The sequence below is a fragment of the Pseudomonas sp. SJZ077 genome, assembly GCF_007993905.1.
GTDB lineage: Bacteria > Pseudomonadota > Gammaproteobacteria > Pseudomonadales > Pseudomonadaceae > Aquipseudomonas > Aquipseudomonas mandelii.
This window is the reverse complement of sequence record NZ_VIUJ01000032.1, coordinates 51,728-62,272: the sequence shown is the minus strand read 5'-3', so window position 1 is coordinate 62,272 and position 10,545 is coordinate 51,728. Positions and strand designations below refer to the sequence as shown.

Below are 10,545 nucleotides of genomic sequence, written 5' to 3'. Positions count from 1 at the left end.
AACGATGCCGCAGTAAGAGGCCGAATATACGTGTGCAGTCGGCACGGGCGCCAAAGCAAAGGAGGCTTGCAACGAGGAGGAGTCCATATACGGACAGTTACGCAGGGTGAGAAGCGCGCGGCGAGTGAGTGCCCCTGTTCGAGAACTGGAGACTCGATCCGATGCCCATCTACGTGGCATTTTCGCCAAATCGGCATATCAGTATCACACTGCGCGTGTTTATCGATTGGGTTGCTGAGCTGATGGCACACCATGCGCCTGTCAGCGACGGACATGACTCGTGAATACAGCGTTGGGGAATTCGCCATGGCGGTCGCTTTGTCCAAATGATCGCTGTGACGGCTCCCACCACAATCAGTGCGATGCCCCTCCGGCACCGAGGGCCCTGGTAAGTACAACAGCAGCCCCAGGCAGGTCGCGAAGATCATTTCCAGGGACAGCAACAGGCTGTCCAGTGTCATGGGCAGGCGTATGGACGCGATGGTCCAGCCGCCCTCCTCTTTTCAAGACCTGAAGTGAGTCAAGACGATCTGCACAGTTCTCAATACGTTCAGAAGCCAAGAGCGTGGAGTCAAAGGCAACACTGTGTCCACTCCCAACGTAAACCGCGCTGGGTTTGAATCCCCACATTATTGGAAGCCTGAATCATGACTACCTTGAACAATGAGAACTGCAGAACGTCCGGCGTCACTCAGAAAGCATCGCTCGGGGTTAGAACCACGGCGATCGGCACCTACGGTGCTTACGTTGCTCTGGCCATCATTTACTTCTGGTTCGGCGGCATGAAGTTCACGCACTATGAAGCCGAGGGCCTGGTCCCGTTGGTAAGCAACAGCCCTTTCCTCGGTTGGGTCTACAACATTTTCAGTGTGGATACGTTCTCCAGTCTGCTCGGTATCCTGGAAGTCTCGATCGGTCTTCTTATTGCGGGGCGCCTGCTGTCACCCAAGCTTTCATTGATCGGGGGTGCGTTGTCTGCCGGATTGTTTTTCACGACCTTGAGCTTCATGTTGTCGACACCTGGCGTGATTGAATCCGGCCTCGGTTTCCCGGCCATTTCGGTTGCACCTGGTCAGTTTCTCCTGAAGGATATCGGCTTGCTTGCCGCTTCGGTTTTCGTGGCCGGCCATTCTCTGACTGCACTGGAATCGCGTTGAACCGATGATTTGTCCTCCAGGAATGGCCTGAAACCGCTCGAGGTTTTCAGGCCATTTCGCCATCAGCCTCTCCTGCCGAATCCTTCATCCAGTCCCGGGGGCTGTAGCCCGTCTTGCGACGAAAAGCGCGGGCAAGCGCCGAAGGACTTTCATAACCGACCTCGGCGGCGATCAGCGTGATCGGTCGCCCTTCACGCAGACGCTTCTGCGCCAGGCTGATACGCCAACTCAACAGATAATCGGCCGGTGTCTGCCCGATGACGGCCCGGAAATGCACGGCATAGGCCGCGCGCGACATGTTTGACTCGCTCGCAAGCTCGGCAATCGACCAGGGACGATGCGGTGCGTTGTGAATCTGGACCAGGGAGCGCGCCAATCGTGAATCGGCCAGCCCAGCCATCATTCCGGTGTGCAACTGGTGGTGGTCGAGCAGATGCCGAAACAACAGGATGATCAGCAATTCGAACAAGCGATCCAGCGCAGCCTCCCTGCCGCAATGTCCGCCCGCCGCCTCAACAAACATCCATCTCAACGTGTCGGCCAGCATCGGTAGCTCATCCAGGGGCAGCACCAGCAAATCGGGTAACGAAGCCGACAGCGGGTTATCAACCCCACCCTCGAACTCCATTGATGCGCACAGGAGTTGAGCCCCTTCGGGTTCATTGGCGAACAGTTGATGCCGGCGTGGTCGGGGCAGAAAAATCAGACTGGGCCGAGTCAGCAGCAAGTCCTTGCGATCGAGCCCCAGCAACGTGAGGGAACCGGCCTGAAGCAGGTGAATATGACCTCGCGTGTCAGCACCGTCGTAAGACGCCATACCGCAAAGCTTGCCGTTGTAAAAGAGGTTGGCGCGCACGCCGAACTGCGACAACAGTGTAGACAAGCGATCCATGGGCGATCTCTGGGCGAAGTGTAGACACGAAAGAGCATATCACCGAGGGGGTTGCGGTCCGGTTGGGTCCTTTCCACACGCGGCGGGTATCAGCAGGCAATTGGCGAATGAGGCCGGCGCATCGACCTCAGGTGTCCACCCGCTTGAGCTTTTGACCTCGCGCGCCAGTGGGTCTGCGGCCCGGCTGAAAGAGCCTGTTTCAACAACACTTACAAAAAATGAACATGCAGCCTGACTGTCCATGAGTCTGCACAGTGCAGACTGAAATCAGTATGTTTGTTCTGAGTTTCAGTCTGACTCAGCGGGCGCTCCAGGCGTTGTATGCTTGGCGCACCTGTGTGATACACAACACCTGATTGTGTGAGTCCTGAGTTCTGACGAGGTTTTGCTTATGCCCCACTCCCCACGCATCCCGCAACTGCTGGCCTGCGCCCTGATCGGTTTATTCGCTGGCGGCGCACAGGCGAGCACGCCCTCCCCAGCGCCCGAGAGTTTGCAACCGCTGCTGGTGACGATGAATGAGCGACTGAACATTGGTGATTTGGTGGCGCTGGCCAAGTGGGACAGCGGCAAACCCATCCAGGACAGTGCCCGAGAAGCGCAAGTCATCGCTAACGCCAGGAAGATGGCGGTTAAACGCAAACTGGACCCGGAACAGGTCGCCGAGTTGATCGCCGCACAGATTGAAGCCAACAAGCTCGTGCAGTACGGACTGCTCGCCAATTGGCGGGCGGCCGGCAAGGCGCCTGACACACCGCGGCCGGACCTTGCCAAACAGATCAGGCCCCAACTGGATGAGCTGCAGAACCGGCTGTTGCAGCAATACGCTGAGTTCGCGCCCTATCGCAAAGACCCGAACTGCCCCAACTGGCTGGGCGAGGCACGCGCCGGCCTGATCAAGGACCAACTGCATGGTCAGGCATTGATACGTGCGACCGGGGAGCTGTGTGTCGCCGATCAGTGACAGGCCGACGGTAGTCTCGGGCAGCCATTGACTGCATCAATAGTCACCATTAACTCAATGAAGTTCTCTTAAAAACTCCGGGGCGTAACATCGCCTCCATACCAAACAACTACACCCCGGAGCACACCATCATGAAACGCCAAATCCTTCTCAGCATCGCTTTCTCGGTTTTTGCAGTTAACGCTTTCGCCGCTTCTTCTACTCACCCGGTTGTCGCTGAAGGCGGCTCGGATCGTCTGATTGAAAGCCGCGTGGCTGAGGGTGGTTCGGATCGTCTGATCGAAAACCGCGTTGCTGAAGGTGGTTCCGACCGTCTGATCGAAAACCGCGTTGCTGAAGGTGGTTCGGATCGTCTGATTGAAAACCGCGTTGCTGAAGGTGGTTCCGACCGTCTGATTGAAAACCGCGTCGCCGAAGGTGGTTCCGACCGTCTGATCGAGAACCGCGTCGCCGAAGGTGGTTCCGACCGTCTGATCGAAAACCGCGTCGCCGAAGGTGGTTCCGACCGTCTGATCGAGAACCGCGTTGCCGAAGGTGGTTCCGACCGCCTGATTGAAAACCGCGTCGCCTGAATGAATGGCGTCACAGCGGTACCTATCAAAAAGCCCGGCCTGACCCGCCGGGCTTTTTCGTGAGCTACTTTTAGTACATTCGCATAGCCGCCAGTCGATCTTGGCGGCACTATCAGGGTCTTGCAGCAAGCCATCGGGCGACACTGCATGTGCAACACTGAAACGTTCTACAGAACAACAAAAATACAGGAGTTGAAAATGTCTGAGCTGAACCTGCACCCCAACGCCGCGCACTCCCTGAAGCAATGGCACGACATGATCCGCAAGGGTGACTTGAGCGCCCTGCCCGAGTTGTTGGACCCACAGGCAGTATTCCGCTCACCGATGGCCCACACGCCCTACCCGGGAGCGGCCGTGGTATCGATGATTCTCAACACGGTAGTCAACGTATTTGAGGATTTTGCCTATCACCGGGAACTGTCGACGGCCGACGGCTTGAGCGTCGTCCTGGAGTTCAGCGCCAAAGTGAACGGTAAAGAGTTAAAGGGTATCGACATGATCCGCTTCAATGAACACGGAAAAATCGTCGAATTCGAGGTGATGGTTCGCCCATTCAGTGCCTTGCAAGCCTTGGGCGAGCAAATGGGACAACGCCTTGGCGCTTTTCTGGCCGCCAGCAAAGCCTGATTGCAAAGCATCGGTTGGGGCGCGGTGCTGCAGGGGGGCCGACAGGCAACCCGAGCACCTCGCTCTATACCAGCTAATCACCCATTGCAGTTCTTACGCAGGAGTTGGCAATGAACTTCAGATGCTCACTTGCAACCCTAATGATCAGCGTAAGCCTCTTCGGCTGCGCCACTTCAACAGACCATGGCGTGTCTGTCCCCTTGGTCGCCACCCGACAGAACACCGGGCAGATCGGCAACGTCACGCTGACAAGCTGGGAAAAACAGACCGGACTCAGCTTCTTCATCACGGGAGCTCCCAGCGGAGCGACTTTGCCCTTGCGTCTCTACAGCTTCATCCATAAAGGCACCTGCCAGCAGCCCGGGCCAGTGGCCTTTGCAATGAACGACAAGGTCAACACCCAGCGCGAACCTGTACGCGGCTGGTCGTTCTCAAGAAGTGCACCGATCGCCCTGCAAGACCTGCTTTCCAGCGAGTATTCCATCGTCGTGCGAACGGCTCCGGAGAGTGGCAACGTCGATATTTTTTGCGGTGACATCAAGCAGGGAGGCGCAGTGAAGTAGCCATTCGAAACGGCTTATTCCCTGTCTTTCGTAGTACGGATGAGGTTGTCCCGTAATTTCACAATGGCTTTCTGCATTTGCACGAATTCGTCGGGATCAAGACCGGTTTGCGGGAAGCCTTCTTCCGTGAGGCCTTCACGCAGTTTTCGCCCCTCGCTTGTGAGGCGGATGCGAACCTGCCGCTCGTCTTCCGGGTCGCGCTGGCGCAGCAGATAACCCATCGCCTCCAGTTTCTTCAGGATCGGCGTGAGGGTGTTGGATTCGAGGAACAGCTTTTCGCCGAGGCTGCCAACGGTCTGGTTGTCTTCTTCCCACAGCACCACAAGGGTGATGTATTGCGTGTAGGTAAGTCCGAGCCGTTCAAGCATTGGCTTGTATGCCTTGCCGAAAGCGAGGTTAGAGGAATAGACCGCAAAGCACAGGAAGTCGGAAAGCTTCAGGTCGAGGGCGGCTGTCTTTTCGGTGGATTTCATGAGCGTTCTCTGTGGCCAAAGACGGATGGACTGCAAGGTCAGACTATACGTCGCATGCGATGGCATCGGAAGTGCTCACTGCTACGGCCGGCGCTTTCAGGTCGATCAGGCCTTTGAAGGCCGACGACCGGTCCAACGGGAACGCCCCTTGATCGCGCGGTTCAGATCACTTTCACGCAGGAGCTGACCAGCATGCTGATTTCATACTCGCGCTTGCGTCACCGGGCCAAGGGATGAGCCTGCCCTGCCCCTCTTCTTCACTTTGACGCATGACGAGGATCGTCACGACGGTCAATGTACTCAAGCCCCAGCGGACCTGTTCCGTACACCTGAGAAATATATTCCCCCGATCTGGCCCAGTGAAAATGCGGCGTGTTAGCCGGGAGCACCACGACACTGCCCGGGCCATAAGCGACCAACTTGTCCGGATCAAACACAGACCCAAAACCAATGTAAAACACACCGGACATGACGGTGTATATACGGTCTTCAGGATGGGTATGGGGCATTAACTTCGTGCCATTCGGTACTTTGACTCGCACGACGTAGGGGCCTGGCTTGGCAGGATCACCGACCAGTACAGCCAGTTTTACTGCTTGCGGAAACGCTGGAAAGCTACGCCACTCCACGTCTTCGTTATACAAAGCACCGGTTTTACCGAGCGGCAATGGTTGTGCTTGAACCACCGACAGGGTTGTACACAGGGCAAGAAACGTAGTCAGGCAAGCAGTTTTCATAATGCTCTGAATCATGGGAGGCCCCTGAGAAAAATGTCCTCTCTACTGTAGGGGTGGCGATCGCCTGTGATAATGCCGCTGATGCGTATTTCAGTTGATACGCAATGTAATCAATTCAATAACAGGTGTCATAACACCCCCCCGACTCACGGCGATGGCCAGCCCTTTCACTTCGCGAGCGTCTGCGCTGACACAACCTCCAACGGAGGGATGAATTCAGTCCGGGCTGTTGCCAACCAACAGTTCGCCCGGACGCTCACCCTCCCCCCTCACACCTGATCCATCGCCTCGAACACACCTTTGTCCTCACCCAGGAATCCGCCGCTTTGGTGCTGCCACAGCCGCGCATAGACGCCGTTCTTCCCAAGCAATTCGCTGTGAGTGCCCTGTTCAATGATGCGTCCGTCATCCATGACGATGAGCCGGTCCATGGCCGCAATCGTGGACAGCCTATGGGCGATAGCGATCACGGTCTTGCCCTGCATCATTTCATCGAGGCTTTCCTGAATGGCGACTTCGACTTCCGAGTCCAGGGCGCTGGTGGCCTCGTCAAGCAGCAGGATCGGGGCGTTCTTGAGCATCACACGGGCAATCGCGACGCGTTGGCGCTGGCCGCCCGACAGCTTGATGCCGCGCTCACCCACAAGGGTGTCGTAGCCGGTACGGCCCTGCCGGTCGCTCAGTTGGCTAATGAACCCATCGGCCTGGGCATTGGCCGCGGCGCTGCGAATTTGCGCCTCGGTCGCATCGGGACGGCCGTAAGCGATGTTGTCGCGAATAGAACGGTGCAGCAGGGAGGTGTCCTGCGTGACCATGCCGATGGAGCCGCGCAGGCTTTCTTGCGTCACGTGTGCGATGTTTTGGCCGTCAATGCGAATCTCCCCGCTGTCGACGTCGTAGAAGCGCAGCAGCAGGTTGATCAGCGTGGATTTGCCAGCGCCAGAGCGGCCGACCAGGCCGATTTTTTCGCCCGCGCGAATGCTCAGGCTCAGGCCATCGAGCACCTGGCGTTCGCCATTGTAGTTGAAGCTCACCTTATCGAAGGTGACTGCGCCGCCAGAGGTCACCAGCGCGCCCGCGCCCGGTGCATCCTGCACCTTGGCGCCCAGGGTCAGTGTTGCCATGCCGTCCTGTACGGTGCCGATGCTCTCGAACAGCGAGGTCATTTGCCACATGATCCAGTGCGACATGCCATTGATCCGCAACGCCATGGCGGTGATTGCCGCCACGGCACCCGCGCCAACCTCACCCAAGTGCCATAGCCACAGGGCATAACCACCGGCTGCCATGATCAACGCCACCACCAATGCCTGGTTGACGATCTCGAACTGGCTGACCAGACGCATCTGGCGAAAGCCGGTTTGCTTGAAATCCTCCATCGCGGCACGCGCAAAGTGCGCTTCACGATTGGAGTGGGAGAACAGTTTGACCGTCGTGATGTTGGTGTAGGCGTCCGAGATACGCCCGGTCATCATCGACCGCGCATTGGCCTGTTCCTGCCCGACTTTCCCCAGACGGGGTACGAAGTACAGCATGGCCAGACCGAACAACGCGACCCAGGCAACGAACGGCAGCATCAGTTTCAGCGCGAAGCCGCCGGCCAGTGCGATGATCGCGATGAAATACACCCCGATCCCGGGTGCGATCTCGATCAGGGTGAAGAGCACGTCGCGCACCGCTAGCGCCGTCTGCATCACCTTGGTAGTGACTCGCCCGGAAAACTCATCGGAGAAAAACGAAAGGCTTTGCCGCAGCATCAGGCGATGGAAGTCCCAACGCAGCCGCAACGGCAAGTTAATCGCCAATATCTGGTGCTGCACCATGGTGCGCAACGCCACCAGCCCGACACTGGTCACCATGACGATGCCCATGCCCCACAACACGCGACTTTCCTGCGCCGCCGCTTCACCGCCCGCCTGCCAGGTCGAGAGCAGGTCCACGACCTGACCGAGGAAGGAAAACAGCCAGGCTTCGTAGATCGATACACAGGCACTGAGCAACGCAAGCGCAAGGATGTAACCGCGGGCGCCCCGGGTACAGGCCCACAGGAAACGAGCCAGACCGGCGGGTGGTGGTGGTACCTCGTCAGGAGGAAAAGGGTCGAGTCTTCGTTCAAACGCACGAAGCATGGTGTTCTCCAAAACGATCAAGTGGGGGAGATTCTGCCATTGAACGGTTGCTTTGAGGGTTTTGTGAAATTGAGGTAGGGCGCTGCTCGCCGATTGCACCGCCGAACTGACTCAGCAATGGCAGAAAGTGCTCGGATTCATGTTCGCTTCGAGCGCTAAGGCACCGGGCGATCCATGGCCCCGGTCGCAGGAATTTGAAATGCACGGCGTTGCTCGACAGAATGGCGCCCCGATCCGGCCAAAGTGCCGGTCGTTTGTGGTGAAAAGGGGTTGCGGTTGAACGAACAGACATTGTCCATGCGCCTGGAACGCGTGGCGGCGCATGTGCCAGCCGGTGCGCGCCTCGCCGATATCGGCTCGGATCACGGCTACCTGCCGGTGGCGTTGATGCGCCGGGGCGTCATCGCATCGGCGGTGGCCGGTGAGGTGGCATTGACGCCGTTCCACTCGGCTGAACGCACCGTGCGCGAGAGCGGTGAAGACCTGCGAATCACCGTGCGCCTGGCCAATGGCCTGGCGGCCATCGAGCCGGAAGATGGGATCACGGCGATCAGCATCTGCGGCATGGGCGGCGAGACGATCCGCGACATCCTCGACAGCGGCAAGGCGCACCTGAGCGGCCAGGAACGCCTGATCCTGCAGCCCAACGGCGGCGAACAGCCGTTGCGCCAATGGCTGATGGACAACGGCTACCGCATCCTCTGCGAGGAACTGCTGCGGGAAAACCGCTTTGACTACGAAATCATCGTCGCCGAGCGCGCCTCTGCGGTGACGTACACCGCCGAGGAGTTGTACTTCGGCCCGCTGCAGATGCAGGCACGCAGCCCGGCGTTCCTGCTCAAGTGGCAGCGCATCTTGCGCCACAAGCAGCAGACCCTGACCCACTTCGCCCGTGCGCGGCAGGCCGTGCCCGAGGCGAAGCTGCAAGAGATCGCCCGGCAGGCCCGATGGATCACCGAGCTGCTGGCTTGAGATTGTGCAGGGCTTACGCGAACAGTGCAGAGCGGTGATCCGGCAAAGCTAAAAACACCTCAGGCAACAGCATTCCCCATGCCGGCGGCGCTGTTCGGATCATCATATTCGCCTGTAGCAAAGGGTCCACCCTCGAGGTGATAGACCGTCGGTTCCTCCGAAAAATATTCCTCCAAGCCCATCATGAATATCCGATGGTCTTCACTCGCCTCGAAGCCCGGCGTGTGATCCTCGAGTGATTGCCATCGCACGATCAGGTTGAATAGCTGGGGAGTTTCGATCCCTTGAGCGAGCAAGTGACCGCGGTAACCCTTTGCGCGGCTGAGCAAAGGAGCGACCTCGGCAAATGCACGCCTGAACGTTTCAATCTGATCTTTGTGCACGGGTAACAGAGCGATCTCGTAAATCATGGCGTTCCCTTAAAGTGAGTTCAACGGTCAAAATTACGCACTGACGAGATGGGACGACGGCCCTACTGCAATCGCGATTTTTCCTTGAACACCGTTGTTGGGCCTCTCCAGAAGGGCATGGGCGAGCGCAATGTCGGCAAGCGAATAGACAGCGCCAACGTGCGGCCGCAGCTGACCGCGTTCTATCAATGCGCTCAACTCATCAAGCTTGCCGCGGTTTTGTCTTGTGAAAACGAAGTGATAACTCGCGTTCTTGCCCCAGGCCTGAACGACGTTTTGTGGCTGGGCAATGTCCACAATCGAGACAACGCGGCCCAGTTGTGCGAGCACGTCGGGGCTACGCGACAGTGTGTTGCCGCCGATGGTGTCGAACACGACATCGACTCCGCGACCACCGGTTTCCCGGATGATGGCGTCGACGTAATCCTCCTTTTCGTAGTCGATGATCACGTCGGCCCCCATACTTCGAGCGAACTCAACGTTTGCTTCGCGCACAGTCGTGAACACCCTTGCGCCCATGGCTTTTGCCAGCTGGATCGCCACATGACCGACGCCTCCCGCGCCGCCGTGGACCAGGATGCTTTCCCCCACTCGGAGCTCAGCACGCACAGCCAGTGCTTCCCACGCCGTTCCTCCGACCAGACTCAGGCTTGCTGCCTCAAGATGGCTGATCGAGGGAGGCTTCTTCCCGACAATGCTTTCGGCAGCAACGTGGTACTCGGCATAACTGCCTGGCCCGTCGAATATTTGCGGGGTGTACCAGACTTCGTCTCCCGGGGCGAAGGTCGTCACACCCGGCCCAACGGCTTCGACAACGCCAGATACGTCGTGTCCGGTAATGGCTGGCAGTTGCACCAGATCGGGATAATCGCCACGTCGTACCTGGTAATCCAGCGGATTGATGGAGGTTGCGTGTACCCGGACCAGGACCTGTCCTGTGTGCGGTACTGGCTTGGGCACGTCACGAAGTTCGAACGATTCCGGGCCGCCAAATGATTTGAGTATGAGCGCTTTCATGGTCAATCCTCGTTTCGATAAAAAGGGATATC

12 protein-coding genes and 1 pseudogene are annotated in these 10,545 nt (G+C 58.2%); 7 read left to right on the top strand and 6 right to left on the bottom strand.

Annotated features, from left to right (window positions below):
- Nucleotides 1–128 precede the first annotated feature (128 nt).
- Nucleotides 129–284 (top strand): annotated as a pseudogene (locus tag FBY01_RS32065) (LysR family transcriptional regulator); the annotation flags it as partial.
- A gap of 363 nt (nt 285–647) precedes the next feature.
- Nucleotides 648–1,157, top strand: coding sequence for a YkgB family protein (locus tag FBY01_RS30260; protein WP_145310819.1), 510 nt, complete (start codon nt 648–650; stop codon nt 1,155–1,157).
- A gap of 46 nt (nt 1,158–1,203) precedes the next feature.
- Here the strand turns inward: FBY01_RS30260 and FBY01_RS30255 are convergent, their stop codons facing one another.
- The gene (locus FBY01_RS30255) at nt 1,204–2,049 is read right to left on the bottom strand and encodes an AraC family transcriptional regulator (protein ID WP_010459170.1); all 846 of its coding nucleotides are present in this window, start codon (nt 2,047–2,049) and stop codon (nt 1,204–1,206) included.
- A 391-nt stretch (nt 2,050–2,440) separates the two neighbouring features.
- Here FBY01_RS30255 and FBY01_RS30250 point away from each other — a divergent pair, with 391 nt between their 5' ends.
- The 4 genes from FBY01_RS30250 (at nt 2,441) to FBY01_RS30235 (ending at nt 4,775) form a co-directional block, all read left to right on the top strand.
- On the top strand, nt 2,441–3,013 hold the full coding sequence (locus tag FBY01_RS30250) for a chorismate mutase (RefSeq protein ID WP_083377082.1): 573 nt from the start codon (nt 2,441–2,443) through the stop codon (nt 3,011–3,013).
- Between the two features lie 131 nt (nt 3,014–3,144).
- On the top strand, nt 3,145–3,585 hold the full coding sequence (locus FBY01_RS30245) for a hypothetical protein (protein ID WP_010459166.1): 441 nt from the start codon (nt 3,145–3,147) through the stop codon (nt 3,583–3,585).
- A gap of 198 nt (nt 3,586–3,783) precedes the next feature.
- Nucleotides 3,784–4,212, top strand: coding sequence for a nuclear transport factor 2 family protein (locus tag FBY01_RS30240; protein WP_010459164.1), 429 nt, complete (start codon nt 3,784–3,786; stop codon nt 4,210–4,212).
- Between the two features lie 110 nt (nt 4,213–4,322).
- Complete coding sequence (locus FBY01_RS30235) at nt 4,323–4,775, top strand: hypothetical protein (protein WP_102593386.1); 453 nt, start codon at nt 4,323–4,325, stop codon at nt 4,773–4,775.
- A gap of 14 nt (nt 4,776–4,789) precedes the next feature.
- Here the strand turns inward: FBY01_RS30235 and FBY01_RS30230 are convergent, their stop codons facing one another.
- The 3 genes from FBY01_RS30230 to FBY01_RS30220 form a co-directional block, all read right to left on the bottom strand.
- Nucleotides 4,790–5,248 carry a MarR family winged helix-turn-helix transcriptional regulator gene (locus FBY01_RS30230; protein WP_010459160.1) on the bottom strand — a complete coding sequence of 153 codons (459 nt, stop codon included), beginning with the start codon at nt 5,246–5,248 and terminating at the stop codon, nt 4,790–4,792.
- A 257-nt stretch (nt 5,249–5,505) separates the two neighbouring features.
- Nucleotides 5,506–6,000, bottom strand: a complete 495-nt coding sequence (locus tag FBY01_RS30225; RefSeq protein WP_010459158.1) for a cupin domain-containing protein — start codon at nt 5,998–6,000, stop codon at nt 5,506–5,508.
- Between the two features lie 254 nt (nt 6,001–6,254).
- The gene (locus FBY01_RS30220; protein ID WP_145310822.1) at nt 6,255–8,114 is read right to left on the bottom strand and encodes an ABC transporter ATP-binding protein; all 1,860 of its coding nucleotides are present in this window, start codon (nt 8,112–8,114) and stop codon (nt 6,255–6,257) included.
- Between the two features lie 276 nt (nt 8,115–8,390).
- Between FBY01_RS30220 and FBY01_RS30215 the strand changes: the two genes are divergently transcribed.
- Nucleotides 8,391–9,086 carry a tRNA (adenine(22)-N(1))-methyltransferase TrmK gene (locus tag FBY01_RS30215; protein ID WP_221109150.1) on the top strand — a complete coding sequence of 232 codons (696 nt, stop codon included), beginning with the start codon at nt 8,391–8,393 and terminating at the stop codon, nt 9,084–9,086.
- A 59-nt stretch (nt 9,087–9,145) separates the two neighbouring features.
- Here FBY01_RS30215 and FBY01_RS30210 read toward each other — a convergent pair whose 3' ends face one another.
- Together FBY01_RS30210 and FBY01_RS30205 are read right to left on the bottom strand one after the other, a co-directional pair.
- Nucleotides 9,146–9,496, bottom strand: a complete 351-nt coding sequence (locus FBY01_RS30210; protein ID WP_145310827.1) for an antibiotic biosynthesis monooxygenase — start codon at nt 9,494–9,496, stop codon at nt 9,146–9,148.
- Nucleotides 9,497–9,529: 33 nt separating this feature from the next.
- Nucleotides 9,530–10,513 (bottom strand): zinc-dependent alcohol dehydrogenase family protein, encoded by a 984-nt coding sequence (locus tag FBY01_RS30205; RefSeq protein WP_077750112.1) that lies wholly within the window; start codon nt 10,511–10,513, stop codon nt 9,530–9,532.
- Between the last annotated feature and the right edge of the window lie 32 nt (nt 10,514–10,545).

Coding starts and splice junctions, on each gene's coding strand:
- FBY01_RS30260 (WP_145310819.1), top strand. CDS start 648: ATGACTACCTTGAACAATGAGAACTGCAGAACGTCCGGCGTCACTCAG.
- FBY01_RS30255 (WP_010459170.1), bottom strand. CDS start 2,049: ATGGATCGCTTGTCTACACTGTTGTCGCAGTTCGGCGTGCGCGCCAAC.
- FBY01_RS30250 (WP_083377082.1), top strand. CDS start 2,441: ATGCCCCACTCCCCACGCATCCCGCAACTGCTGGCCTGCGCCCTGATC.
- FBY01_RS30245 (WP_010459166.1), top strand. CDS start 3,145: ATGAAACGCCAAATCCTTCTCAGCATCGCTTTCTCGGTTTTTGCAGTT.
- FBY01_RS30240 (WP_010459164.1), top strand. CDS start 3,784: ATGTCTGAGCTGAACCTGCACCCCAACGCCGCGCACTCCCTGAAGCAA.
- FBY01_RS30235 (WP_102593386.1), top strand. CDS start 4,323: ATGAACTTCAGATGCTCACTTGCAACCCTAATGATCAGCGTAAGCCTC.
- FBY01_RS30230 (WP_010459160.1), bottom strand. CDS start 5,248: ATGAAATCCACCGAAAAGACAGCCGCCCTCGACCTGAAGCTTTCCGAC.
- FBY01_RS30225 (WP_010459158.1), bottom strand. CDS start 6,000: ATGATTCAGAGCATTATGAAAACTGCTTGCCTGACTACGTTTCTTGCC.
- FBY01_RS30220 (WP_145310822.1), bottom strand. CDS start 8,114: ATGCTTCGTGCGTTTGAACGAAGACTCGACCCTTTTCCTCCTGACGAG.
- FBY01_RS30210 (WP_145310827.1), bottom strand. CDS start 9,496: ATGATTTACGAGATCGCTCTGTTACCCGTGCACAAAGATCAGATTGAA.
- FBY01_RS30205 (WP_077750112.1), bottom strand. CDS start 10,513: ATGAAAGCGCTCATACTCAAATCATTTGGCGGCCCGGAATCGTTCGAA.